The sequence below is a fragment of the Rhodococcus sp. BL-253-APC-6A1W genome (genome assembly GCF_012843405.1).
Classification (GTDB): domain Bacteria; phylum Actinomycetota; class Actinomycetes; order Mycobacteriales; family Mycobacteriaceae; genus Rhodococcus.
This window is the reverse complement of sequence record NZ_JABAFB010000010.1, coordinates 53,695-78,725: the sequence shown is the minus strand read 5'-3', so window position 1 is coordinate 78,725 and position 25,031 is coordinate 53,695. Positions and strand designations below refer to the sequence as shown.

Sequence of the window (25,031 nt, the reverse complement as noted above, 5' to 3'; positions counted from 1 at the left end):
TCGGCATGTAACGCGCCGGCAGCCGATCCGTCACCGACGCGGCCGACCCTCGAAGCATGACATCGACCCAGCCCCAACCGGAGACACCGCGTCGGCGGCTCCTCGTCGTGGGCAACGGCATGGCAGGTGCACGCACCGTCGAAGAGATCCTCGCGCGAGGTGGACGAGAGCTCTTCGACATCACCATGATCGGCGACGAGCCGTACGGCAACTACAACCGGATCATGCTCTCGCACGTCCTGTCCGGCGAAGCGACCGCCGACGACGACGATCTCGTGCTCAATCCGATGAGCTGGTACCGGGAGCACGGCATCACCCTCTTCGCGGGCGACCGCGCGGTCCGCCTCGACCGGTTCGCCAAGACGGTCACCTGTGAATCCGGCCGGGTGGCGGGCTACGACGTGCTTGTCGTCGCCACCGGATCGTCGACCTTCTTCCCCAACATGGACGGCCTGCGCGAAGCGGACGGCCGCCTCGGGCGCGGCGTTTTCGGTTTCCGCACCCTCGCCGATACCAACGGCATGCTCCAGATGGCGGAGTCCCGCGACGACGTGTCGGCAGTGGTCGTCGGCGGCGGCCTGCTCGGCCTCGAGGCCGCGTACGGGTTACGCACCCAGGGACTCGAGGTGACGGTCGTGCATTCGCCCGGGCACCTGATGAACCAGCAACTCGACGAGCGCGGCGGCCGCGTCCTGCGCACCGAGATCGAGAAACTCGGGGTCACGGTGCACACGGGTACACGCACGATCGGCATCGAGCGCGACGGCCACGGCGAGGTGGTCGGGGTCCGGTTCGCCGACGACACCGTCGTCCCGACGGACATGGTGGTCGTCGCGGCAGGTATCCGCCCCAACACCGAATTCGCGCGCACCGGAGGTCTTCTCGTCGAGCGCGGCCTGGTCGTCGACGATCAGTTGCGCTGCGACGGCGAATCGAGCGTGTACGCCGTCGGGGAATGCGTGCAGCACCGCGGCGAGGTGTACGGACTCGTCGCACCCGTGTGGGAGCAGGCCGTCGTGCTCGCCGAGCATCTCACCGGCACCGACCCGCACGCCGCGTACGAGGGCTCGCGGACCACCACCAAGCTCAAGGTCGCCGGTATCGACGTCGCCGCGATGGGCGTGAAGGGACCCGAACGCGAAGACGACGAGTTCGTGCAGTTCTACGACCCGCGCAGCGGTGTGTACAAGGCCGTCGTCGTGCGTGACGACCAACTGATCGGCGCGATGCTGCTCGGCGACATCGGCCGGGCGTCGATGCTCGGACAGGCCTTCGACGGAATGATCGAGGTCCCCCAGGATCGCGCGGCCCTGCTGTTCGACATCGGAGAGCCCCAGGGCGCCGACGTGGCGGCAGATCTGCCCGACAGCACCCAGGTGTGCAACTGCAACGGCGTCACCAAGGGCGACATCGTGGCCTGTGTCCACGGCGGAGCGGCCAGCCTCGCGGACGTCTGCGCCACCACTCGGGCGGGCAAGGGCTGCGGGTCGTGCAAGGCGCTCGTGGGTGACATCGTCGCGTGCGCAGCCGGCGGCGCGCTCGCCGAGGACCCCGCCGCGAACTGGTATGTGCCGTGCATCCCGCTGACCAAACCCGACCTGATCGCCGCTATCCGCGAGCACGACCTGCGCGCGGTGTCGCAGGTGTTCGCGAAACTCGCGACCGGGGGCCGCGAGGACGCCTCCGCGAAGATGCCGCTGGCGTCGCTGTTGCGCACACTGTGGGGCCCCGACTGGGTCGACGAGCGTGGCGCGCTCTATATCAACGACCGTGTGCACGCCAATATCCAGCGGGACGGCACATTTTCGGTGGTGCCTCAGATGAAGGGCGGGGTGACCACACCGGATCAGTTGCGCCGGATCGCCGATGTCGCCGACAAGTACCGGGTGCCCATGGTGAAGGTCACCGGTGGTCAGCGGATCGATCTCCTCGGCATCAAGAAGGAGGACCTGCCGAAGGTCTGGGCAGATCTCGATATGCCGTCGGGCTTCGCCTACGGCAAGAGTTTCCGCACTGTGAAAACCTGCGTGGGCAGCGATTTCTGCCGGTTCGGTCTGGGCGACTCCACGAATTTGGGTATCGCACTCGAGGAACGCTTCCAGGGGCTCGAGACACCGGCCAAGCTCAAATTGGCGGTGGCGGGGTGTCCCCGCAACTGTTCCGAGGCGCTGTGCAAGGACCTCGGGGTGGTCGCCGTCGGCGACGGGCGGTGGGAGATCTACGTCGGCGGCGCCGCCGGTGCACACGTCCGCAAAGGTGACCTTCTCGCGACGGTGGGCTCCGCCGACGAGGTGCTTTCCGTGGCGGGACGGTTCATCCAGTACTACCGCGAGAACGCGCAGTGGCTCGAGCGGACCTACGCCTTCGTGCCGCGCATCGGTCTGGACCGACTACAGGACCTGCTGATTCGAGACGAGGAGAACTTGGTGTCCGGACTGGACGAACGCGTCGAGGTCGCCGTCGCCGGCTACCGTGATCCCTGGCTCGACCGTTCGGACCCCAAGTCTCCCGCGCAGTTTGCGCCGTCGCTGCCGTTGCTGGCCCTCCCCCAGGTCCCCGTTCGATGACCGCCGTGGACGACAGTGCCGTCGTCGGCCTCGGACCGGTCTCGGATCTCACCCGCGGCGAGGGGCGCACCTATACGGTCGACGGCCGACAGATCGCCGTGTTCCTGTTGTCCGACGGTTCGGTCCGCGCGACCGACGCCGTGTGCCCGCACAAGGGAGGGCCGTTGGCCGACGGGCAGATCGACCACACCGGTGTGGTGTGCCCGCTGCATCAGTACGCGTTCTCGTTCGACACGGGTGCGTGCGCCGCGCACGGGATCGGATCGGTACGCACCTACGCGGTGCAGGTGAGCGAAGGCCGAATCCTGCTGTCCTCGTCCTTCTCGGGATCGCAGTAACACTCCTGCTATCGTCCTTCCCCCGAGGGAAGGGTGCCCACAGTGGGATGTGTCGTCGTCGAACACGAGTCGGTCCTTCCCGCCACGATCCCCGCGGTCTGGGCCCGCATCACAGATCCCGGCGGTATCAACGACGAACTCGCTCCCGTGCTGTCGATGCGCATGCCGCGTGCGGTCCGGGGCCTGTCCATCGACGAGGTGCCGGTCGGCGTGCGCCTGGGCCGTGCACCGCTCCTGCTCTTCGGGGTACTGCCGGTCGAATTCGATGACCTCACCGTCGCTGCCGTCGAACCCGGTCGCCGGTTCCACGAGAAGTCCAGCATGGTGCTCCTGCGCCGATGGGAGCACGAACGCGAACTACAACCGCTGCCGTCCGGCGGAACCCGTGTCCACGATCGCCTCACCTTCGAGTTGCGCGCGCCCTTGTCGGGTGTACCGATCGTCGATTCCGTGGCGCACCGTGTGATCGCGGGACTGTTCGCTCACCGGCATCGCAGGCTCGCCCGCTACTTCGACAGACCTCCGGCGTAGGTTGCGAGTGACGTGAAGTGTTGGTGAGTGGCGGGATCGAGACGAGTTGGTGGTGGAAATGGCGGATACTTCTGTTATTTGTTTATTCCGTCCGATCCAGAATATCCAGGGTCGCGTCCTCCGCCGAACCCGCATGTCGGGTGCGCCCTACTCCCATGTCGTCGTCCTTCCCCGCCGCGAATACCGTTCCCCCGGAAAAGGATCAAGCTGCCTATCCTTCATCCACGCGCTCCCCTGGCCCGCCGGCCCGGAGTCGTTCCCGTCCACCTCGTGAAAGCTACCGTGAAGCTCGACGCGTCGGAATACCCCAGGCGGTGCGCCACCCGCTCGACCGACAGCCCCGCACCGAGAAGTTCTTCGGCCACCGCGCTGTACGTCTCCGCCACGACCTCCCGGTACGACGTTCCTTCCTCCTCGAGCCTCCTCCGCAGCGTCCGCACGCTGAGCCCCAACTCCCCCGCGACACGCTGTTGCGTCGCACCCGACGACGCGGCACGAAGCAGGATCTCACGGACCCGGAATGCGGTTCCACTGCGGAATCGCCGCCGCTGAAGGAGTTCTGCGCACTCTTCGAGCAGCACCGACGACGCGGCCGCGCTGGCGGTGGGCATCGGACGTTCCACCGCCGCCGCGTCCACCACGACCGTGTGCGGCCCGGATACAGACACCACCTCGTAGCCGTGTTCACGCACCATCGGTGCGATGCGACCGAACAGCGACTCGTTCACTTCGATCCGCCGCACCTCGACCGGGTTGCCCCACAACGCCGTCCAGTGCGCCAGGATTCCGGACAGGTCGCGTTCGAGAAGGAATCCCCGTACATCGCGCGGCACCTCACGATCGTCGAGCGAGAACCGCACCTCACCGTCGGCGTACGCCAACGTTGCCCGCGAGAACGCGTACGAGAGGTCGAAGTAGCGCGTTCCCACCTCGATCCCCTCTCGGACGGTCGCACAACTCATCAACGCGTACCCGTAGATGCCGTGCACGGCGGCCTGATACGACGCACCGAGCGTGAACCCGCACCCTGGAGCATCGTCGAGTTCCGCCACCAGATTCCGGATCAGCGCAAGTTCCTGTTCGTCCGTGATCTCGCTCGTGGGATCCGAGAGTCCCTCGGCCGGTAGTCCGGTGCCGCGGAGAACCAGATGGGTGTCGATACCGCGTTCCCGGGCGAAGTCCACGAGAAGCCGTGCGCTGGTCGCGGCACGGCGAGGGACCAAGGTCGTCACGACGTGCCATCATCGGCCACGTGGCCGAAATTCACAAGAAACAGCCGCTTTCGGCATGGATCTGCGGCGATCCGCTTTCTAGCGTGAGCACACGGCAATACCCGCTCGAGAGTTAAGGACGGCAACACATGACCCGAGGTGCACAGGGCAAGCGCGTCGCGATCACCGGCGGCGCACGCGGTATCGGACGATCGACCGCGGAGGCCCTTCTCCGCGCCGGAGCACAGGTCGTCATCGGCGACATCGATACGGCCCTGGTGGAGGAAACGGCTGCCGCGCTGACCGCACGATTCGGTTCGACCGTCCTCGGGTTGCCACTCGACGTCACCGACCGCGGTTCGTTCGAGCAGTTTCTCGATCTCGCCGCAATCGAACTCGGCGGACTCGACGTCGTGGTCAACAACGCCGGCATCATGCCGACCGGACGGTTCCTCGACGAGTCCGACGCGGTGTCCGACCGCCAGATCGACATCAACGTGCGGGGCGTGATCATCGGCTGCAAACTCGCGGCCGCGCGCTTCACCGAGCAGGGGCACGGTCACATCGTCAACCTCGGGTCCATCGTCGGCATCGAGGGCGCACCGGGGATCGCCGTGTACTCGGCCACCAAGCATGCGGTGATCGGTCTGGGCTCCGTGCTGCGGCAGGAACTCGCCGGTTCCGGCGTCACGGTCTCGACGATCGCGCCGGGATTCGTACGCACCGAACTGATCGCGGGCATCAAGCCCAACGCGTTGATCCAGCGCGTCGCGATGGTGGGTCCCGAGGATGTCGCCCAGGCGATCACCGCGGTGATCGGCTCGGGACGTCCGGGTCTGCGTTACGTGCCCCGGACCGCGGGCGCCATCCTCGCCGTCCTGCGTTTGATGCCGGAGGCGGCCCGGCACCGGATCTCCGGCGCGTTCGGACTGCAGTCCGTCGTTCTCGAATCGGACGAGAACGCCCGGGCCGCCTACCGGAATCGCACCGAGTCCACCCCCGCTGTCTCTCCCGTCGCCGGCAGTCCCGTCATCGAGAGTGAGACGCAGCGACCGGTGCGGTAAATGCCCGACGCGTTGCCGGCCGCGGATCAGTCCGCGGTCGGCAACGCGCGCAGCGACGTGACGGTGGCATCGAGTGCGCGAGCCGCTTCGGCGCCCTTCGTCACGAAGTGGCGGGTGTAGTACGAGACGTGCTCGTCGTGCTCGTGGAAGTGATGCGGAGTGAGCACGACGGAGAACACCGGTACATCGGTGTCGAGCTGCACGCGCATCAAGCCGTCGATGACGGCGGTGGCCACGAAGTCGTGGCGGTAGATCCCGCCGTCGACGACCAGTCCCGCGGCGACGATGCCGGCGTACCGGCCGGTGCGCGCCAGACGTGCGGCGTGCAGGGGGATCTCGAACGCCCCGGGGACCTCGAAGTAGTCGATGTTCTCGGCGGACCATCCGAGCGAGACGATCTCGTCGGTGAACCCGGCCTTGGCCTGGTCGACGATGTTGCGATGCCATGTGGCCTGGATGAATGCGATCCGGCCGGCGCTGTCAGTCATGCGAAAGACGCTAGCGCATGGATTGTTCGTCTTCGTCGAGGGCACCGGGTGGACCGCCGCATCGGAAATTCGAGAAAAAGCCTTTTCCGTCGTGCACAGAGTGACTACTGTGGTGGATGTGACACAACTGGACTCCCTGACCACCGTCGAGAATCCGGCCGGGCCGCGCCCCGAACGCCACATCGACATCTACCGGCGCGCCGCCGCGGGTCTCGAAGCCTGCCTGCCGCTCGGATGGAGTCTGAGCGCCGACCGGTCCCGCTCCCCCGAGGCGCCCCGCCGGCTCCTCGTCACCGCACCCGACGGCGAGTCGGTGTCCTTCGCGGTCATACCTTCGCGCGGAGTGCTCAGCGGTGACGTCGCGCGCATCACGGCCGAATTGACCGAATCCGACCGGGGATTCGTCTGTGCCCACTATTTGTCCGATCCGGTCCGTCGCCAGCTCGACCAGCACGGCATCTCCTATGCCGACGCCACCGGCAACCTCGCCCTCGTGGCGGCACGCCCGGCCATCTGGGTGCGTAACCGCGGCGCCGACGCCGATCCGTGGCGTGGCCCGGGCAGACCCTCCGGAGTCCTCACCGGTGAACCGTCCGATCGGGTGGTCCGCGCGCTGGCGGACCACGAGGGCGAGATCACCGTTCCCGAGCTGATCAAGCTGTCGGGAGCGTCGACCGGCGCCACCTACCGCGTCGTCGAGGTCCTGGTCGAACGCGAACTCATCCGCCGCATTCCCCGCGGTGCCATCACCGAAGTGCGGTGGGAGCCGATGCTGCGTGCGTGGGCCGACGACCGGAAGGTCTGCCCGATCCGCCGTTTCGCGGCGCCGGACGGCGTGGCAGCAATCCGCAACCGGCTCGCCGAGCACGTCGAAATCCCCTACGCGCTCACCGGAGTAGGAGCGACCGACTACGCCGAACCGGCGCTCCTCGAGGTCTACGCCGACGATCCGGACGAGTTCGCGGCCGTCCTCGGCCTGCGCCCGGTGGACCGGGGAGGCGACGTCGTCGTCGCGATCCCCTGGTCGCCCGTCGTGTTCGATCGCATGGACCGTCGCGGAGGATTGCGGTACGTCGCACCGTCCCACGTCTACGCCGATCTGCTCGCCGGCCCGTTCCGCAATGCCGACGCGTCGGAGCACCTGGTCACGCAACTGACCGCCGACGACGCCCGGTGGCGGCGCCCGATCCGCTGACGGCGGATCGCGCCCCTTCCAATGCCTCCGGACGCAAGTCCGTGAGGTGTACGGTTCGGGGAGGGCGGCCCCCGGCGGACAGGTACCGCCCGGAGCCGTGAACCCGTTGACGACGACCCCGACTGCAGGAGGTACGGACGACATGGAAACGGTGTCGACCGTGGGAGATCTGCCCCCGGCCCTCGGCTCTGAAGCATTGCGGCAGCGTTTGGAGGGCCGCCGGCCGGCAGTGTTCCTGGATTACGACGGCGTGCTCACACCCATCGTTTCCCGCCCCGAGGACGCGGTCTGGGCCGACAGCATGCGCCGGACCGTGCTCGATCTGGCGGACCGGTGCTCGGTGTGCATCGTCACCGGGCGCGACCGCCAGGTCGTGCAGCAACTGATGGGCGTCGACGACCTGATCGTCGCCGGAAGCCACGGGTTCGACATCTGGAGTCCCGAGCAGGGGCCGGTGGTGCACGAGGCGCTCACCGACTTCACGGACCTGATCGCGGAAACGACCGCCACCCTGCGTGAGAGGCTCCACGGTCTCGACGGTGTCTCCATCGAAGCCAAACACGCGTCGGTCGCCGTGCACTACCGGCAGGCCGCACCGGATACCCGCGCCCGCGTCGACGAGATCATCCACGAATTGCGCGACCGGAACAGCGATCGTCTGACTCTGGTCCCGGGGAAGATGGTCTACGAGTTCACCCCGGCGATCGACTGGAACAAGGGCAAAGCCGTCCTGCACCTCATCGACGTTCTCGGGCTCGACTCCGACGACATCGTTCCGCTCTATCTCGGCGACGACATCACCGACGAAAGCGCGTTCCGGGCCCTGCGCGGCCGGGGTATCGGCATCCTCGTGGGCCGTCCCGACGACCCGGAGATGGCGGGCCGCACCACGGCCGCCGATTTCGTGCTCGACTCGGTGCAGGACGTCGAGAAGTTCCTGACCGGCCTGGCCCGCTGATCCGTCGCCCACCGCTACTCGCCCTGGAGGTAAGCGTGTTCGACCCGGAGTTCACTCTCGAGTACACCACCTTCGATGCGGACGAAGAAGGACTCCGCGAGGCGATGACGTCCACCGGCAACGGATACTTCTGCACGCGGGGCACGGCGGAGTGGGAGGACATGGGCGAAGTCCACTATCCCGGCACGTACTCCCACGGCTGCTACAACCGTGAGACCACCATCATGGGGGGTCGCCCCGTCCTCAACGAGGATCTGGTCAACCTCCCCAACTGGCTGGTGCTGAAAATGCGCATCGAGGGCGAAGACGCGATCCGGCTGTCGAACGTCGAAATCCTGTCGTACCGGCACATCTACGACATCCGCACCGCCACCGTGATGCGCAAGATCCGGTTCCGGGACCGGAAGGGCCGTGAAACCACCCTGCACAGCCGGCGCTTCGTGAGTATGGCGCACCGGCACCAGAGCGGCCTGTCCTGGACCATCACCCCCGAGAACTGGTCCGGCCGCATCGAATTGGTGTCGGCGCTCGACGGACGCATGACCAACCGAGCGGTCGCGCGCTACCGCGAACTCGAGGGTCGCCACCTCGATCCGGTCTCCCCCCGAACCTTCAGCGCCGACACGATCGCCCTGAAGGTGCAGACACGGCAATCCGACATCTACATCGCGCAGGCTGCCCGCACGCAGGTCTTCTACGAAGGCGAGCAGGACTGCCTCGACGTCGAGCGCGACCTGTACCAGATGGAGGACTACATCCAGCAGGTGCTGGCGTTCGATGTCACCCAGGGCACGCCCGTGCGGGTCGAGAAGCTCGTGGCGATGTTCACCGCCCGCGACGACGCGATCACCGAGCCCCTCGCCGCGGCCGGACGCCACGTGGTGCGGTATCCGGGCTTCGACGAGGCCTACGCCGAGCACGAGGCCGCATGGGACGAACTGTGGGACATCTGCGATATCCGGGTGCCCCGTGAACCCCGCGTCCAGATGTTGCTGCGGTTGCACGTCGCGCACGTGCTGCAGGTCTGTTCGCGGCACACCGCGCGGCACGATGCCGGCGTGCCGGCGCGCGGGCTCAACGGCGAGGCGTATCGCGGGCATGTGTTCTGGGACGAGTTGTACGTCTATCCGTTCCTCGACCTGCGCATGCCCGACGTGACACGAGGCCTGATCGGCTACCGGTACCGCCGGTTGGGTGAGGCCCAGGCCGCGGCGCGGGACGCCGGGTACGACGGTGCGATGTTCCCCTGGCAGAGCGGTAGCGACGGCACCGAGGAAACCCAGACCGTTCACCTCAATCCCCTGTCGGGACAGTGGGATCCGGACCTGAGCCGCAACCAGCGCCATGTGAGCGCAGCGATTTTCTACAACGTGTGGCGGTACTACCAGGCGACCGACGACTTCGATTTCCTCGCCGATTTCGGAGCCGAGTTGATGCTCGAGATCGCACGGTTCTGGTCGTCCATCGCCCGGTACAACCCCGAACGGGACCGCTACGAAATCCACGGCGTGATGGGGCCCGACGAATTTCACGAGCGATACCCGGATGTCGAGGCAGCGGGACTGAACAACAACGCCTACACCAACGTCATGGTCGCGTGGATCGCCGGAAAAGCACTCGACGTGCTCGAACGCCTGTCCGCGAGTCGCCAGACCGCGCTGCGCGCCCGCTTGCGCGTGACCGACGAGGAGTTGGAGACGTGGTCGGAAATGACCACCAAGATGTACGTGCCGTTCCACGACGGGGTAATCAGTCAGTTCGAGGGATACGAAGACCTCGAAGAACTCGACTGGGACCACTACCGGCAGAAGTACGGCAACATCCAGCGGATGGACCGCATCCTGCGGGCGGAGGGCAAGGACCCGAACCGGTACAAGGTCTCCAAGCAGGCCGACGCGGTGATGTTGTTCTTCCTGTTCGACTTCAACGAGTTGCAACCGTTGTTCGCGCGACTCGGCTACGACGTCGACCGCGCACTCGCTGTGCGGACGGTCGAGTACTACGACCAGCGGACTTCACACGGGTCGACGCTGAGTTTCCTCACCTACGCCGGCGTGCTGGCGGCGTTCGATCCGGAGTCGTCGTGGGAGCGGTTCATGGTGGCGCTCGAGAGCGATGTGAGCGACCTGCAGGGCGGCACCACCAAAGAAGGCATCCACATGGGGGTGATGGCCGGAACGCTGGACCTGGTGCAGCGCTACTACGTCGGCGCCCGTATCTACGGCGGCGCGCTGATGTTCCGCCCTCGCCTGATGGACCGGCTCGACGGGGTGTCGTTCTCGATGCGGTATCGCGGCACTCCCCTGCGCGTGCGCATCGTGGGCGACAAGTTGACCGTCCTCGCCGAGGTCGAAGGTTTCCGGGTGCCGGTGCGGGTGGGCGTCGCCGACAACATCGTCGAACTCGGGGCGGGCGCGTCGCACGTGTTCCATATTCCGCCGGTGCCGGCAGCGCCGGCGGCACCGGATCACCACGAGTTGCCGGCCTGACCGGACCACGGGAGCGACGATGAGCGAGCACGGACTGCGCGGCGCGATCTTCGATGTCGACGGGGTGCTCGTCGATTCGCCACACGAGCACGCCTGGCGAGAGAGCCTCCGGGACCTGATGCTCGGCGAATGGGCGCCGATCCGCGACCGCAGCTCGTGGTCGGAGGACGCGTTCACGCCCGTGGTCTACCAGGAGGTGATGTCGGGCCGGCCACGCATGGAGGGCGCCGGTGCCGCGTTGCGGTACTTCGGGATTCCGGACGACGACGAACATCTCCACACCTATGCGGACCGCAAGCAGGATCTGTTGATCCGCTTGATCGACGACGGCAGGTTCCGGGCGTACCCGGATGCCTTGCGGTTCGTGCTCGCGATGCGGGCCGCTGGGGTCCCCCTCGCCGCGGCGTCGTCGTCGAAGAACGCGTTCCGGTTCCTGCGGGCCGTCCGGATGGACGTGTTCGCGCGGGACGAGGGCCTCGACACCGCCTCGATCGACGAAGGCGCCACGCTGAGCGACATGTTCGATGCAGACCTCTCCGGTCGCGATTTCGCCCGCGGGAAGCCCGATCCCGAAATATTTGTCACCGCGGCCGCCGAACTCGGTGTCCAGGCGGAAGCATGTGTGGTCGTCGAAGACGCGGTGAGCGGAATCGAAGCCGCCGAAGCCGGACACATGCTCTCGATCGGGGTCGCGCGCGCGGACGACGAGGTCGGCCTCGCCGAGGCGGGTGCCGACCTCGTGGTCACCTCACTCGACCAGGTCGACATCGCCCGTCTCGTCCGCGGTGAGCCCGTCTTGCGGCGGCCGGAAACAGATCTCGCCTGAACGGGGCCCGCGGGACTGCGGTTCACGACGAGAATCGTGCGGCGTCCGTCCCGCGCCATGTCCACTGGGTGACCTCCGGCATGTCTTCACCGTGGGTGCGGATGTAGCGGTGATGCTCGGCCAGCGTGTTCAGCAGGTGTTCGCGGGCGTGACCGGCGATGGGACGGATGCGGTCGACCCGGTCGATGACGTCCTTCGCGAGATGGAATCGGTCGATCCGGTTGAGGACGCACATATCGAACGGTGTCGTGGTGGTGCCTTCCTCGATATAACCGCGCACGTGGATGTTGTCGTGGTTGGCGCGGCGGTAGGTGAGGCGGTGAATCAGCCACGGGTATCCGTGGTAGGCGAAGATGACCGGCTTGTCGGTGGTGAACAGGGCATCGAAGTCGGCGGCGGGCAGACCGTGGGGATGTTCCCGGTCGTCTTGCAGTCTCATGAGATCGACGACGTTGACGACGCGGATCTTCAGGTCCGGGAAGTATCCGAGAAGAATGTCGACCGCCGCGAGCGTTTCCTTCGTGGGTACGTCTCCGGCGCATCCGAGAACCACGTCCGGTTCCGCGCCGTCGTCGGTCGAAGCCCACTCCCAGATGCCGATTCCCTTGGTGCAGTGGGTGACGGCCGCATCCATGTCGAGGTACTGCAATTCCGGTTGCTTGCCCGCGACGATCACGTTGACGTACTGGCGGCTGCGGAGGCAATGATCGGCGACGGACAACAGGGTGTTGGCGTCCGGCGGCAGATAGACCCTGATGACTTCGGCTTTCTTGTTGACGACGTGGTCGATGAAGCCGGGGTCCTGATGGGAGAAGCCGTTGTGGTCCTGCCGCCACACGTGTGAGGTCAGCAGGTAATTGAGCGACGGGATCGGTTTGCGCCACTCGATGCGGTTGGTGGTGCGCAGCCACTTCGCGTGCTGGTTGAACATCGAATCCACGACGTGGACGAATGCCTCGTAGCAGGAGAAGAGCCCGTGCCGTCCGGTGAGCAAGTAGCCCTCGAGCCAGCCCTGGCACATGTGTTCGGAGAGCACTTCCATTACGCGTCCGTCGGGCGCGAGGTGGTCGTCTCCCGGCACCGTCCGGGCATTCCAGGTCCGGTCGGTGGCCTCGAGAACGGCGTTGAGCCGGTTCGAATTGTTCTCGTCCGGCGCGAACATCCGGAAGGTGCTCGGATTGCGCACCATCACGTCGCGGAGGAAGTCGCCGAGCACCCGGGTCGCTTCGGCGGTCTCGTTTCCGGGTGTGCCGATGCGGACGGCGTAGTCGCGGAAATCGGGGCACGCGAGATCCCGCAGGATCGCGCCGCCGTTGGTGTGGGGGTTGGCGCTCATCCGCCGTGCGCCCGAAGGATGCAGGTCACGGATCTGCGGGACGGGAGCCCCGTTGTCGTCGAACAGTTCTCCCGGTCGATAGCTCCGCATCCACTCTTCGAGGATCATGCGGTGCCCGGCGTCGTTGCGGGCGTTGCCGAACGGCACCTGGTGCGCGCGCCAGCTGCCTTCGATCGGAGTGCCGTCGACCTCGGCGGGACCCGTCCACCCCTTGGGCGACTGCAGCACGATCATCGGCCATGCCGGACGCTCCGTATCGCCGGTCCGGCGCGCGCGCTCCTGGATCTCGTCGATACGGTTCAGTGCCCGGTCGAGTGCCGACGCGAAGGCCCGGTGCATCTCGGCCGGGTCGGAGCCGGCCACCACGATCGGGTCGTGGCCGTAGCCGCGCAGCAGAGAGTCGAGTTCCCCGGGGTCGATGCGCGCAAGCACCGTGGGGTTGGCGATCTTGTAACCGTTGAGGTGCAGGATCGGGAGGACGGCGCCGTCCCGGCGCGGGTCGACGAACTTGGTCGAGTGCCAACTCGCGGCGAGCGGACCTGTTTCGGCTTCGCCGTCGCCGATCACCGCAGCGACGACCAGATCGGGATTGTCGAACGCAGCCCCGTAGGCGTGGGCGAGCGAGTACCCCAGTTCGCCGCCCTCGTGAATGGACCCCGGCGTTTCGGGGGCGACGTGGCTCGGAATGCCTCCGGGGAAGGAGAACTGGGTGAACAGGCGAGCCATCCCGGCCTCGTCCTGTGAGACCTCCGGATAACGCTCACTGTAGGTGCCTTCGAGCCACCCCGCCGCGACCGGGCCCGGGCCACCGTGGCCGGGGCCCATCACGTAGATCATGTCGAGATCGCGGGCGGTGATGACCCGATTGAGGTGCGCATAGATGAAGTTGAGTCCGGGGGTGGTCCCCCAGTGCCCCAGCAGACGGGGTTTGATGTGATCGGGCCGGAGCGGTTCCCGCAGAAGCGGATTGTCCATGAGGTAGATCTGACCTACCGACAGATAATTCGCTGCGCGCCACCATGCGTCGAGGTCGTGGAACTCGGAGTCGACCGGAACTGCCGCCTCGCTGCTCGTCGCTGTTCGTGGTGACTCCGCTGTACGTGACTCCATTGCTCTCCTCGGTCGCCCGGCGGCAGATCGGTCCGTGCCCGGACCGGGTACCCGCCGGGTGCGCGCCTCACGCATGGGTGCGACGCGCCCCCGCGACGGCGTGCACCGAGTTACTGCGCCGGCCCTGGGAGTCCGCCGGTCGCGGGGACGGAGCCGAAGCGTCCCGCCTGGAAATCCTCGAACGCGGCGATCACCTCCGCCTTCGTATTCATCACGAAGGGCCCCGCCATCGCCACAGGTTCACGAATCGGCTTGCCGCCCAGAACGAACACCTCGAGCGTGTCGGTACGCGAGTCCTGCTCGTCGGCCGCGTCGATCGTCAGGGTGTCGCCGCGCCCGAAGACCACCGTCTGCCCGGAGTGGATCGGACGGCGGTCGGCACCGGCGGAGCCGTCTCCCTCCAGCACGTACGCCAGGGCATTGAACTCCGCATTCCACGGCACCGTCACGCGCGCACCGCGCGCCAGGCTCACGTGCAGCAGGGTGATCGGGGTGTGGGTGGAGCCCGGTCCGCGGTGCCCGTCGAGGTCGCCGGCGATCACCCGGATGAGCGCTCCACCGTCCGGTGAGGACAGCAAGGTGACGCGGTCACGGGAGATGTCCTGGTAGCGAGGCGCAACCAGTTTGTCCTCACGAGGCAGATTCACCCACAGCTGCACGCCGTGGAACAGGCCGCCGCTGGTCACCAGGCGCTCCGGTGGCGTTTCGATGTGCAGGATGCCGCCACCGGCCGTCATCCATTGGGTGTCACCGTTCGCGATGGTGCCTCCTCCCCCGTGCGAGTCCTGGTGCTCCATGGTTCCGTCGATCATGTAGGTCACGGTTTCGAAGCCGCGGTGCGGATGCCACGGGGTACCTTTCGGTTCGCCGGGTGCGTAGTGCACCTCCCCCATCTGGTCCATGTGGATGAAGGGGTCGAGGTGCCGCATCTCGATGCCGGCGAAGGCGCGGTGGACGGGAAACCCGTCGCCCTCGAAGCCGCGAGGAGCGGTGGTCACCGACAGCACCGGTCGAGGCTGCGCAGTGGGCACCGGATCGGTGATGCGCGGAAGGGCAAGGATGTTGTCTACGGTCACGGCGGGCATGTGGATCCTCCCTCGATGCGGAAATAATTGATTTCTCAACTATCTTGCCCACCTCAACACCGCGGTGTCGATTTTGTTCCCCGGTCAGCGCGACAGGCCGGTGTTGAGCCGCGCGGCCTGCCGCACGAGGTGCTCGCGCTCGGCCAGGTTGGGCGCGGCGCGGGCGGCCTCGGCATACATCCGGGCCGCCGTTGCCGGGTCGCCGTCACGTTCGTGGAGATACGCGGCGACCGCCCGGTACCGGGGCAGCGAGTCGTCCAGTTCGGCGAGCGCCGCCAGCCCGGCACGCGGTCCGTCCGCCTCCCCGACCGCCACCGCCCGGTTGAGCCGGACGACAGGATTGCCGGTCAACCGCGTGAGTTCGTCGTACCACTCGACGATCTGCACCCAGTCGGTTTCCTCGGCGGTGGGAGTGTCGGCATGGAGAGCCGCGATCGCCGCCTGGGCCTGATACTCGCCGAGCCGGTCGCGGGCGAGTGCCGCCTGCAGGATGTCGATCCCCTCGGCTATCAACGTGGTGTCCCACCGGGTGCGGTCCTGCTCCGCAAGCGGGATCAGGCTGCCCTCCGCCGAGAGCCGGGCAGTGCGCCGCGCGTGATGCAGCAGCATCAAGGCGAGCAAACCCTGCACTTCGGGATGATCGATCACCGCTGCCAGTTGCCGCCCGAGCCGGATCGCTTCGCCGGCGAGATCGACGTCCCCCGAGTATCCCTCGTTGAACACCAGGTAGAGCACCCGAAGCACGGTGGCGACATCGCCGGGCCGGTCGAAACGCACGCCGGAGACCGTGCGTTTCGCCCTGCTGATGCGCTGTGCCATCGTCGCCTCGGGCACCAGATACGCCTGCGCGATCTGCCGCGTGGTCAGACCGCCCACCGCGCGCAAGGTCAGTGCGACCGCCGACGACGGAGTCAGCACCGGGTGAGCGCACAGGAAGTAGAGCGCGAGGGTGTCGTCCACCCCAGCCGGTGGCGCAGCGCTGCGCGCGTCCGATGCTCCACCACCGGAACCGCGTTCGGCCCTCTCGAGGTCATGGGCGACGAGCGCTTCACGCCGCCGACGTGCCACGTCTGCACGGGTCGCGTCGAGGAACCGCCGCCAGGCGACTGCGACGAGCCACCCCTTGGGGTCGTCGGGCGGATCGTCCGGCCACACCCTGAGGGCTTCGATCAGTGCGTCCTGGACGGCATCCTCGGCCGCCGCGAATTCTGCTCCGCGGCGGACGAGGATGCCGAGCACCACCGGAGTGAGGTGACGGAGTTCGGTGTCGTTCACTTCGTTTTCGTCTACTGCGGGGTCACTCGGTGACGGTGGGTGGCGCCGTCAGGAACGGACGTACTTCGAGCCATTCGTGAATCGGCTTTCCTCCGGCGCCGGGGGCGGCGGAAAGGTCCCCGGCCAGAGCGAGAGCCCGCTCGTAGCTGTCCACATCGATCACCATCCAGCCGGCGATGAGGTCCTTGGTCTCGGCGAACGGTCCGTCCGTGACGGGTGGGCGGCCCTCTCCGTCGTACCGGACGAAGGTGCCCTCCGGGGCGAGCGCCTGTCCGTCGACGAACTCGCCGGTCTGTTCGAGTCGTGCGGCGAAGTCGTTCATATACCGGATGTGGTCGGACACTTCGTCCGGTGTCCACTGATCCATCGGTACGTCGTTGACGGCCGCCGGAGCGCCGCGGTAGTGCTTGAGCAAGAGGTACTTGGCCATCGTCTTCTCCTCGCGTCCGGTGTGACCCATTGTGGTCGCACTCACTACGGAGACGGAGCAGGTGACGGATTCTCGACATCGCGGCGCGAACTTTCTTCGGGACGGGACCGCGACGTGGTCGTGGCGCGTGTGCGTACGGCGGTCGCGGCACACAGGATCACGACGAGTCCTCCGCCGACGACCGGCCAGGTGAGGTGTTCGTGCAGGATCAGCGCGGCCCAGCAGATGGTCATGACGGGCTGGGTGAGCTGGATCTGGCTGACCTGCGCCATGGGGCCGATCGCCAGTCCCCGGTACCACGCGAAGAAACCCAGGAACATGCTCACGATTCCCAGATACGCGAAAGCGCCCCATTCGGGGAGTGTGCCGGTGGGCATCCGATCTGCCATCGACAGCCCGGTGAGCGCAACGGTGAACGGTGTACTCAGCACGAGCGCCCAGGAAATGGTCTGCCACGCGCCGAGTTCCCGGGAGAGCAATCCGCCTTCGGCGTAGCCGACGGCAGCCGCGATCACGGCGCCGAAGAGCAGTACGTCGGCTCCCTCGAGACCGGCGAATCCGCCGGTCTGCAGGCTCGCGAACACGAGCGCGGCAACGGTCCCGATACCCGCGGTGGCCCAGAACGCGGCGGGCGGCCGCTCCCGTCCGCGCAGAACTGCTGCCACGGCGGTCGCGGCGGGCAGGATCGCCACCACCACGGCGCCGTGGCTCGCCGGCACGGTCGTCAGGGCGTACGACGTCAGGAAGGGGAAGCCGATGACCACCCCGCCCGCGACGGCGGTCAGCCGTATCCATTGGGAGCCGCGGGGGCGCACCTGACGGGTGAGCAGCAAGGCGATCGCGGCCAGCAGTCCGGCGACCACCGCACGGCCGGCGCCGACGAACAACGGTGTCATCGCACCCTTCTCGACCACGAAGCGGGTCATCGGGAGCGTGAAGGAGAATGCGACCACTCCGAGCAGCCCCCACCGGAGTCCGTGCTCGGGCGACGATAACGCAAGCCTACTGGGAACGATAGCGCTACTCTTGTGTCTCATGAATGATAGTAGCAGTGCGCGAATCGTCGCCGGACTCGAGCGCTGGATCGCCTCGGCGTCGCCCGGCGCGCAACTGCCGTCGACGCGGGCACTCGTCGAGCAGTACGGCGTGAGTCCGGTGACCGTGCAGAAAGCCCTCCGCGCGCTGCAGGCCACGGGCGCGGTGGAGAGCCGTCCGGGTGTCGGCACCTTCGTGCGCGCCGCCCGCCTCGCGCATTCCACCGACTTCGGCTGGCAGACCGCGGCCCTGGGCACGCCCCAGCACCGCATCCCTCGCTTCTCCTCGGCCCTGCGCAGCGTCCCGAACGACGTGATCGCCCTGCACTCGGGCTACCCGGATCGAGAACTGCTCCCGGAGCGACTCGTTCGGGGTGCGTTCGGGCGTGCCGCACGCAGCGACGCCGCCATCGCCCGCCCACCCGCAGCGGGGATTCCGGAGCTTCAGGCGTGGTTTGCGGGCGAGCTCGGCGCGGCGACTCCGCTCGGGGTGGCTGCCCCGTCCGCGAGCGACGTCATCATCACTCCGGGAAGTCAGGGCGGCCTCGGCGCCGCGTTCCATGCCCTCGTCGGAACCGGGAACCCGCTGCTGGTGGAGTCCCCCACGTATTGGGGCGCGATGCTCGCGGCGGCCCGCGCCGGGGTCCGCCTCGTACCCGTTGCCGGTGGCCCCGCCGGTCCCGATCCCGACGTACTCGCCCGGGCGTTCGAGCGGACCGGCGCCCGGGCGTTCTATGCCCAGCCCAATTTCGCGAACCCGAGCGGCGCGCAATGGTCGCCGGCGCTGACCGAGCGCGTACTCGACCTGGTCCGGGACGCGGGCGCCTTCCTCATCGAAGACGACTGGGCGCACGACTTCGGGATCACCACCGACGCGCACCCGGTCGCCGCCCTCGACGACAGCGGGCATGTCGTCTACCTCCGGTCCCTGACCAAGAGTGTGTCGCCGTCCGTGCGTGTCGCTGCCGTCGTCGCCCGCGGACCGGCCCGCGACCGCATCCTCGCCGAGGTGCAGGCTCAGTCGATGTACGTCAGCGGGATGCTTCAGGCGGTGGCCTGGGATGTCGTCTCACAACCGGCCTGGCGTACCCATCTTCGCGGGGTCCGGCACCAACTCGCGTCGCGCAGGGACCTTCTCGTCACGGCGGTGCGGGAGCACGCACCGTCCGCGCACATCGAGGCGGTGCCGCCCGGTGGCCTCCACCTGTGGGCGCGGCTTCCCGACGGTACCGACCTGCCCGCGCTCGTCCGCGACTGCGAAGCCAGGGGTGTCGTCGTGGCGCCGGGCGACGAGTGGTTTCCTGCCGAGCCCACCGCTCCGCACCTGCGGCTCAACTATTCCGGAGCGAACCCCGGATCGTTCCCCGACGCCGCCCGGGTCCTCGGCGACGTGCTGGCGGGTCGCTAGTCCCCCGGAGTGTGCGGCGGCTCGGTTGCGCAGAGAGCGGATCCGTCAGAGTCCGAGGTGCGTGACCGCGTTGCCCACCAGTCCGGCGTGGTGCCGGCTGTAGAGCGCGACCATGCGTTCGTCGGCGTGACCGGTCTGCGTCATGATCGTCTGCGTGGTCGCCCCGTTGCGGACCGCCTGGGTGACGAACCCGGCGCGGAGACTGTGCCCGCCGAGGGTCGCGACCAGATCGGGGCTGAACCCCGCCCGGAGCGCGCGGCGCTGGATCATCGAGTGCACCGACTGCCCGGTCAGCGCTCCCCCACCGAGCGACCCGGAGCGGTGGACGGGCCGGAACAACGGCCGGTCCGCATCCGTCGTGTCGACGGAAAAGCCGCGGCAGCAATGGTTGTCGACAGGAGCGGCGTCCGCGGCGAGGAGTTCGGCGACCGCGGCGCGGCCCCCGTCGTCCCACGCGTCGAGAACCTCCCGCCAGCGCCGGTACGCGCACACCGGGCAGGTGTGCGGATCGGACCCGTACGGCACGGTCACCGTGCGGCCCCGGGCTTCGCGGTCCGTCTTGGAGCGGCGCACCGTCACGTACAGCCCGTCGGCACGGTGCGGCACCACGTCCGAGACGGCGAGTGCGGACAGTTCGCTGCGGCGCAGCGCACCGGCGAGGCCGATGAGCAGCAGCGCCGAATCGCGCCGCTCGGCGGCACGGCCCGGCCATCCGCCCTCGCGCGCGGTGGTCCGCATGTCGGCGAGGATGCTGCGGATGTCGTCGGTGAGCAGCGGTGTCCGCCGGGCCGGCGGGGTGGCGCGCTCACGGCGGATGCCGCGCAGCAGATCCCGCACGCTTTCGTGTTGGCCGGGTCGCGGGTGACCGGCGAGGGCGTGGAGTTTGTTGATCGTCGACACCCAGCGGGACAGGGTCGACGGTGCGTATGCCCAGCGGCCGTCGGGCCGGAGTTCGGCGGCTTTCTCGGTGAGAAACCATCCCACTTGTTCGGGCGTGGCGGGGAGAGGTGCGTGCCCGGTGCTCTCGCACCAGCGCGTGAAGATCGCCCAATCGCTCAGGTGCGCCGCGCGGGTGTTGCCGGACGCCGCCTTGTCCCGCAGACGACGCATCGCGTCCGCGACCGTGTCGGGCACGGCCGGAGCCGACGACGCAGGGACGTCGCCCGAGACGACGTCCGGGACGGCCCGCGGATCGAGTCCGGTCACGGCGTGTTGAGTTTCTGGACGCGCAGGTCCCGGGCCAGGTGGTCGCGCTGCTCGACGACCAGCCGCCGCAACGCCGCCGGCGCTTCGGAATTGGCGGCCAGCCAGGCGTCCACCGGGTCGAGGGTATCGGCGGGCGGGAAGAGCCCGACGACGATCCGGCGGGCGATTTCTATGCTCCGGTCGGCCCAGGTGTCGCGGAGCACCGCGAAGTAGTCGGCGTCGTACGGGGCCGTGAGGTCGCGCCGCGCACCCGCCCGGAAACCCCCGATGACGGCGTCGAGGTGATCGTTGGTGAGAGTGCGGTCCGCGAGGACCGACGCCCACGCGTGGGCCTTCACGTCGGCGCGGGGTCGCGCGGCCTGGGCCTGCAGGTAGGCGGTGCGTCCGGTTGCGGTGTCGTCGAGGCGCAACTCCTCGGCGAGGTCGCTTTCGTCGGCGTTCCCGGTCGCGCTCAGCGCCGTCCACAGTGCCCAGCGCAGATCGGGGTCGAGCGCCAGCCCGGTCGGCGCCCCGCTGCCTTCGAGGATGCCGCGGATATCGGCGGCGCGATGGTCCGCGGTCTCGGCCGCCGCGGCCACCGCCCGCGCGAAGGACAGCTGCGCCCCGCTGCCGGGTTCCGCAGCGAACAGGCCCGCCCACACGGCCTCGAGCCAGTCGGCGCGCGCCGACGGCCGCTCGGCGGCCGGAAGGTAGTGCTCGATGGCGGCCGGTGCGTTCGCCAGGACCGATGCGAGCAGTGCCAGGTTCTCCTCGCTCGGCGAGAAGCGTTGTGCCATCGACACGTACCGCGCCGCGGCGAGTTCTCCGTCGCGGGTGGCGTTCCACAGTGCCGACCACACCAGCCCGCGTGCGAGCGGGTCCCGGACCCGGTCGAGGGACTCGTCGACGGTGGCGAGCGAGTGCTCGTCGAGCCGGATCTTCGCGTAGGTGAGGTCGTCGTCGTTGAGCAGTGTCAGCGGTGCGTCGGGCAGGTCGATGCGGGTCCGGCTCTCGGCGACATCGAGTTCCCGGCGTTCGGTACGGACGAGGTCGCCGGCATCGTCGAAGTCGTAGATGCCGACCGCGAGACGGTGCGGGCGGGGTGTGGACTGCACGATCTCGCAGCGGTCGCCGGCCCGTTCCAGGCTCAGTGCGGTCACGCCGGTGGTCTGCAGCCAGTGCCGGGCCCATTCGGCCAGGTCGCGTCCGGACGCCGCGGACAGTTCGGACAGCAGGTCGCCGAGGGTGGTGTTGCCGAAGGCGTGTGCGCGGAAGTAGCGGCGGATGCCGTCGAAGAACGCGTCGCGGCCGACGTACGCGACCAGCTGTTTCAGGACGCTGGCGCCCTTCGCGTAGGTGATGCCGTCGAAGTTGAGTTTGGCGGCTTCGAGGTCGACGATGTCGGCGACGATCGGATGGGTGGTGGGCAGTTGGTCCTGCAGGTACGCCCACGCTTTGCGCCGGTTCGCGAACGAGACCCAGGCGTCACGGAACTCGGTCGCCTCGGCGCTGACCAGCGCTCCCATGTAGTCGGCGAAGGACTCCTTGAGCCACAGATCGTCCCACCATTTCATCGTGACGAGATCGCCGAACCACATGTGCGCCATCTCGTGCAGGATCGTGTTGGCCCGACCTTGACGTTGCGCGTCGGTGGCCACCCCCCGGAACACATAGGCCTCGGTGAAGGTGACACATCCCGGGTTCTCCATCGCGCCGAGGTTGTACTCGGGGACGAACACCTGGTCGTACTTGGTGAAGGGATACGGGAACTCGAAGTGATCGGCGTAGTAGTCCATCCCCTGCGCGGTGATCTCGAGTATCTCGTCGGCGTCGAGATACTCGGCGAGGGAGGCGCGGCACAACACACCGAGCGGCACCTCGAGGTCGTCCCTGGTCCAGATCGCGTCGACGCGATGGTAGGGACCGGCGACGATCGCGGTGATGTACGTCGAGATCGGCAGGGTGGGCGCGAAGGTGACCGTCTGTGCGCCCTCGGTGGACCGCTGTCGCTCGGCGACCTGGTTGGAGAGCACCTGCCAGTGTTCGGGGGCGGCCACCACAAACGTGAACGGTGCCTTGAGATCCGGTTGTTCGAAGCACGCGAACACCCGGCGGGCGTCGGCCGGTTCGTACTGGGTGTAGAGGTAGGTTTCCCCGTCGACGGGGTCGACGAACCGGTGCAGGCCCTCCCCCGAGCGGCTGTATCGTCCGGTCGCCGCGACACTCACCACGTTGATTTCGCGCAGACCGCCGATGGTGATGCGCGCTCCGTCGTACACCACGGGGACGGATTCGCCGTTGACGGTGACGGACTCGACCGAGTCGCCGAGGAAATCGATCCAGGTCTCGTCGGTCGAGGACGTGAACTCGATCGTCGTCACCACCGGGAAGTTCGTGCGTTGCGGGTCCACCGCGCCGCGCAGGTCGAGTTCGACTTCGTACGAGTGCACGTCGACGGCACGGGCGCGTGCAGCGGTTTCGGATCGGGTCAGGTTCGCGGAACTCACGGGCTCGATCCTGCCACTGTGACGCCGAATTCGTGGCGTCGGGCCGCGCGTCGGCGTTGTCGGGGTGCGGTCGTCACGCATGCTCGACGGTCGACGCCGGCCCGGCGCCCACCGCCGAGTCCGCCGGGCCGGTGAACTGGCTGAGGTACAGCTCGTAGTACGCGCCGCGGGCGGCGAGCAACTCCTCGTGGTTGCCCTGCTCGACGATGCGCCCGTCCTCCATGACCACGATGACGTCGGCGTCGCGGATCGTCGACAACCGGTGCGCGATCACGAAACTCGTGCGATCCGTGCGCAGGGTCGCCATCGCCTGCTGGATCAGCAGTTCGGTGCGGGTGTCCACGGAACTCGTCGCCTCGTCGAGGATGAGGACGACCGGCTTCGCGAGGAATGCGCGCGCGATGGTGATCAGCTGCCGTTCACCGGCGCTGACCCCGCCGCCTTCCTCGTCCAGCAGCGTGTCGTACCCGGCGGGCAGGGAACGCACGAAATGGTCGACGTGGCTCAGCTCGGCGGCTTCGCGCACTTGCTCCGGGGACGCGGACGGGTCGCCGTATGCGATGTTGTCGTAGATGGTGCCGCCGAAGAGCCAGGAGTCCTGCAGGACCATCCCGGTGCGTTCTCGCAGGTCGTCGCGGGTCATGGCGGTCGAATCCACACCGTCGACGCGGATCGTTCCCGAGTCGACGTCGTAGAACCGCATGATGAGGTTGACCAGGGTCGTCTTGCCCGCGCCGGTGGGGCCGACGATGGCCACCATGTGGCCGGGCTCGGCCACCAGCGACAAGTTCTCGATGAGCGGCTTGTCCGGCACGTACCGGAACGACACGTCGTCGAATTCGATGCGCCCGTTGTCGGTCGACGGGCTCTGCGGCCGGGCGGGATCGGGGGTCTGCTCGTCGGCGTCGAGGATGTCGAAGATGCGTTCGGCGGAGGCGACTCCGCTCTGGAGGAGGTTGAACATCGCACCGATCTGGGTGAGCGGCTGAGTGAACTGGCGTGAGTACTGGATGAAGGCCTGCACCGACCCCAAGCTCAGTGACCCCGAGGCGACCTGTAGTCCGCCGACGACGGCGACCGCCACGAAATTCAGGTTGCCCATGAACATGATGGCCGGTTGCACCAGGCCCGAGATGAACTGGGCCCGCCAGCTCGAGTTGTAGAGCTTGTCGTTGCGGGTGTCGAACTCCTGCTCGACCTCGGCCTGCAGTCCGAACACCTGCACGATGTCGTGACCGGTGAAGGCTTCCTCCACCTGGGCGTTGAGTTTTCCCGTAGAGGACCACTGCGCGGAAAAATGCGGTTTGGACCTGCGGGCGATCAGGGCCGTTGCTCCGAGCGCCAACGGGACGGTCACGAGCGCGATGAGTGCGAGCAGCGGCGAGATCCAGAACATCATCAACAGGATCGCGACGACGGTGAGGACCGAGTTGAGTGCCTGCGAGATGGTCTGTTGCAGGCTCTGGGACAGATTGTCGAGGTCGTTGGTGACGCGACTGAGCAGATCGCCGCGCGGCATGGTGTCGTAATAGCGCAACGGCAACCGGTGCAGCTTCGCTTCCACATCCGAGCGCAACCGCCGGATCGTGCCGACGACGACGATGTTGAGCAGATAGGCGCCGATCCACGACAGCAGCGCGGTGCCTAGATACAGCCCGAGCACGATCATCAGCACTCGACCGACGGCCGAAAAGTCGACGCCCACACCGGGGGTGAGGTCCATCGACGCCACCATGTCCGCGAAGGTGTCCTGCCCCTGCGCGCGAAGCCCGTCGACGGCCTCGTCCTTCGTGGCACCGGCCGGAAGCATCCGCCCGACCACGCCGTTGAAGATCAAGTCGGTGGCGTGCCCGAGAACCCGGGGCGCGATCGCGGACAGGATCACCGATCCGACGGTGGCCAGCAGCACCGTGACCACGAAACCGCGGTAGGACACCAGCCGGTGCATCAACCGTTTCACCGACGGTCCGAACGACCGGGGCTTCTGGATCGGT

General features: G+C 67.8%; 19 protein-coding genes. 9 read left to right on the top strand and 10 right to left on the bottom strand.

The features are described from left to right. Window positions 1-56 precede the first annotated feature (56 nt). From nirB to HF877_RS16390, 3 genes are read left to right on the top strand one after another with little or no spacing between them, the layout of a single operon-like run. Window positions 57-2,567, top strand: coding sequence for a nitrite reductase large subunit NirB (gene nirB, locus HF877_RS16400; protein ID WP_169622262.1), 2,511 nt, complete (start codon window positions 57-59; stop codon window positions 2,565-2,567). Next, a complete protein-coding gene (locus tag HF877_RS16395) occupies window positions 2,564-2,905 on the top strand; it encodes a Rieske 2Fe-2S domain-containing protein (protein ID WP_169622261.1) in 342 nt (113 codons plus the stop codon). Before nirB ends, HF877_RS16395 begins: the two co-directional genes overlap by 4 nt. Before the next feature lie 33 nt (window positions 2,906-2,938). Continuing rightward, window positions 2,939-3,436 carry a hypothetical protein gene (locus HF877_RS16390; protein ID WP_240952582.1) on the top strand — a complete coding sequence of 166 codons (498 nt, stop codon included), beginning with the start codon at window positions 2,939-2,941 and terminating at the stop codon, window positions 3,434-3,436. 218 nt (window positions 3,437-3,654) lie between these two features. Here the strand turns inward: HF877_RS16390 and HF877_RS16385 are convergent, their stop codons facing one another. Continuing rightward, window positions 3,655-4,668 (bottom strand): AraC family transcriptional regulator, encoded by a 1,014-nt coding sequence (locus HF877_RS16385; RefSeq protein ID WP_169622260.1) that lies wholly within the window; start codon window positions 4,666-4,668, stop codon window positions 3,655-3,657. A gap of 128 nt (window positions 4,669-4,796) precedes the next feature. Between HF877_RS16385 and HF877_RS16380 the strand changes: the two genes are divergently transcribed. Further along, entirely contained in the window at window positions 4,797-5,711 is a 915-nt protein-coding gene (locus HF877_RS16380; RefSeq protein WP_169622259.1) for an SDR family oxidoreductase, read from the top strand. A gap of 26 nt (window positions 5,712-5,737) precedes the next feature. Here the strand turns inward: HF877_RS16380 and HF877_RS16375 are convergent, their stop codons facing one another. Next, window positions 5,738-6,199: a 6,7-dimethyl-8-ribityllumazine synthase gene (locus HF877_RS16375; RefSeq protein WP_169622258.1), complete on the bottom strand. Its 462-nt coding sequence runs from the start codon at window positions 6,197-6,199 to the stop codon at window positions 5,738-5,740. 112 nt (window positions 6,200-6,311) lie between these two features. On the opposite strand from HF877_RS16375, the gene HF877_RS16370 reads away from it, so the two are divergent. The 4 genes from HF877_RS16370 (at window position 6,312) to HF877_RS16355 (ending at window position 11,667) form a co-directional block, all read left to right on the top strand. Then, on the top strand, window positions 6,312-7,394 hold the full coding sequence (locus HF877_RS16370; RefSeq protein ID WP_346765210.1) for a helix-turn-helix domain-containing protein: 1,083 nt from the start codon (window positions 6,312-6,314) through the stop codon (window positions 7,392-7,394). A gap of 142 nt (window positions 7,395-7,536) precedes the next feature. Continuing rightward, the gene (otsB, locus tag HF877_RS16365) at window positions 7,537-8,352 is read left to right on the top strand and encodes a trehalose-phosphatase (RefSeq protein ID WP_169622257.1); all 816 of its coding nucleotides are present in this window, start codon (window positions 7,537-7,539) and stop codon (window positions 8,350-8,352) included. Between the two features lie 35 nt (window positions 8,353-8,387). Beyond that, a complete protein-coding gene (locus tag HF877_RS16360) occupies window positions 8,388-10,841 on the top strand; it encodes a glycoside hydrolase family 65 protein (protein WP_169622256.1) in 2,454 nt (817 codons plus the stop codon). Between the two features lie 19 nt (window positions 10,842-10,860). Beyond that, complete coding sequence (locus HF877_RS16355; protein ID WP_169622255.1) at window positions 10,861-11,667, top strand: HAD-IA family hydrolase; 807 nt, start codon at window positions 10,861-10,863, stop codon at window positions 11,665-11,667. Between the two features lie 22 nt (window positions 11,668-11,689). Here HF877_RS16355 and HF877_RS16350 read toward each other — a convergent pair whose 3' ends face one another. The 5 genes from HF877_RS16350 to HF877_RS16330 all read right to left on the bottom strand — a co-directional run bounded on the left by HF877_RS16350 (window position 11,690) and on the right by HF877_RS16330 (window position 17,940). Next, window positions 11,690-14,113 (bottom strand): phosphoketolase family protein, encoded by a 2,424-nt coding sequence (locus tag HF877_RS16350; protein WP_169622254.1) that lies wholly within the window; start codon window positions 14,111-14,113, stop codon window positions 11,690-11,692. A gap of 110 nt (window positions 14,114-14,223) precedes the next feature. After that, window positions 14,224-15,198, bottom strand: a complete 975-nt coding sequence (locus HF877_RS16345) for a pirin family protein (protein WP_169622253.1) — start codon at window positions 15,196-15,198, stop codon at window positions 14,224-14,226. 84 nt (window positions 15,199-15,282) lie between these two features. Further along, a complete protein-coding gene (locus HF877_RS16340) occupies window positions 15,283-16,473 on the bottom strand; it encodes a DUF6596 domain-containing protein (RefSeq protein ID WP_169622252.1) in 1,191 nt (396 codons plus the stop codon). Between the two features lie 22 nt (window positions 16,474-16,495). Then, entirely contained in the window at window positions 16,496-16,903 is a 408-nt protein-coding gene (locus HF877_RS16335) for a YciI family protein (protein ID WP_169622251.1), read from the bottom strand. A gap of 44 nt (window positions 16,904-16,947) precedes the next feature. Then, the gene (locus HF877_RS16330) at window positions 16,948-17,940 is read right to left on the bottom strand and encodes a DMT family transporter (protein ID WP_169622250.1); all 993 of its coding nucleotides are present in this window, start codon (window positions 17,938-17,940) and stop codon (window positions 16,948-16,950) included. Between HF877_RS16330 and HF877_RS16325 the strand changes: the two genes are divergently transcribed. Further along, window positions 17,939-19,345 carry a PLP-dependent aminotransferase family protein gene (locus tag HF877_RS16325; RefSeq protein WP_169622249.1) on the top strand — a complete coding sequence of 469 codons (1,407 nt, stop codon included), beginning with the start codon at window positions 17,939-17,941 and terminating at the stop codon, window positions 19,343-19,345. The genes HF877_RS16330 and HF877_RS16325 overlap by 2 nt on opposite strands. Before the next feature lie 45 nt (window positions 19,346-19,390). On the opposite strand, the gene HF877_RS16320 is transcribed toward HF877_RS16325, so the two are convergent. The 3 genes from HF877_RS16320 to HF877_RS16310 all read right to left on the bottom strand — a co-directional run bounded on the left by HF877_RS16320 (window position 19,391) and on the right by HF877_RS16310 (window position 24,985). Beyond that, complete coding sequence (locus tag HF877_RS16320) at window positions 19,391-20,455, bottom strand: tyrosine-type recombinase/integrase (RefSeq protein WP_169622371.1); 1,065 nt, start codon at window positions 20,453-20,455, stop codon at window positions 19,391-19,393. Between the two features lie 92 nt (window positions 20,456-20,547). Further along, window positions 20,548-23,037 carry an aminopeptidase N gene (pepN, locus tag HF877_RS16315; protein ID WP_169622248.1) on the bottom strand — a complete coding sequence of 830 codons (2,490 nt, stop codon included), beginning with the start codon at window positions 23,035-23,037 and terminating at the stop codon, window positions 20,548-20,550. A 73-nt stretch (window positions 23,038-23,110) separates the two neighbouring features. Further along, window positions 23,111-24,985, bottom strand: a complete 1,875-nt coding sequence (locus HF877_RS16310; RefSeq protein ID WP_169622370.1) for an ABC transporter ATP-binding protein — start codon at window positions 24,983-24,985, stop codon at window positions 23,111-23,113. Between the last annotated feature and the right edge of the window lie 46 nt (window positions 24,986-25,031).

What these genes read in the sequence shown, in the direction of transcription:
- nirB (WP_169622262.1), top strand. Translation starts at nt 57, where the DNA reads ATGACATCGACCCAGCCCCAACCGGAGACACCGCGTCGGCGGCTCCTC.
- HF877_RS16395 (WP_169622261.1), top strand. Translation starts at nt 2,564, where the DNA reads ATGACCGCCGTGGACGACAGTGCCGTCGTCGGCCTCGGACCGGTCTCG.
- HF877_RS16380 (WP_169622259.1), top strand. Translation starts at nt 4,797, where the DNA reads ATGACCCGAGGTGCACAGGGCAAGCGCGTCGCGATCACCGGCGGCGCA.
- HF877_RS16375 (WP_169622258.1), bottom strand. Translation starts at nt 6,199, where the DNA reads ATGACTGACAGCGCCGGCCGGATCGCATTCATCCAGGCCACATGGCAT.
- otsB (WP_169622257.1), top strand. Translation starts at nt 7,537, where the DNA reads ATGGAAACGGTGTCGACCGTGGGAGATCTGCCCCCGGCCCTCGGCTCT.
- HF877_RS16355 (WP_169622255.1), top strand. Translation starts at nt 10,861, where the DNA reads ATGAGCGAGCACGGACTGCGCGGCGCGATCTTCGATGTCGACGGGGTG.
- HF877_RS16350 (WP_169622254.1), bottom strand. Translation starts at nt 14,113, where the DNA reads ATGGAGTCACGTACAGCGGAGTCACCACGAACAGCGACGAGCAGCGAG.
- HF877_RS16345 (WP_169622253.1), bottom strand. Translation starts at nt 15,198, where the DNA reads ATGCCCGCCGTGACCGTAGACAACATCCTTGCCCTTCCGCGCATCACC.
- HF877_RS16335 (WP_169622251.1), bottom strand. Translation starts at nt 16,903, where the DNA reads ATGGCCAAGTACCTCTTGCTCAAGCACTACCGCGGCGCTCCGGCGGCC.
- HF877_RS16325 (WP_169622249.1), top strand. Translation starts at nt 17,939, where the DNA reads ATGAATGATAGTAGCAGTGCGCGAATCGTCGCCGGACTCGAGCGCTGG.
- HF877_RS16330 (WP_169622250.1), bottom strand. Translation starts at nt 17,940, where the DNA reads ATGAGACACAAGAGTAGCGCTATCGTTCCCAGTAGGCTTGCGTTATCG.
- HF877_RS16320 (WP_169622371.1), bottom strand. Translation starts at nt 20,455, where the DNA reads ATGCGTCGTCTGCGGGACAAGGCGGCGTCCGGCAACACCCGCGCGGCG.
- HF877_RS16310 (WP_169622370.1), bottom strand. Translation starts at nt 24,985, where the DNA reads ATGCACCGGCTGGTGTCCTACCGCGGTTTCGTGGTCACGGTGCTGCTG.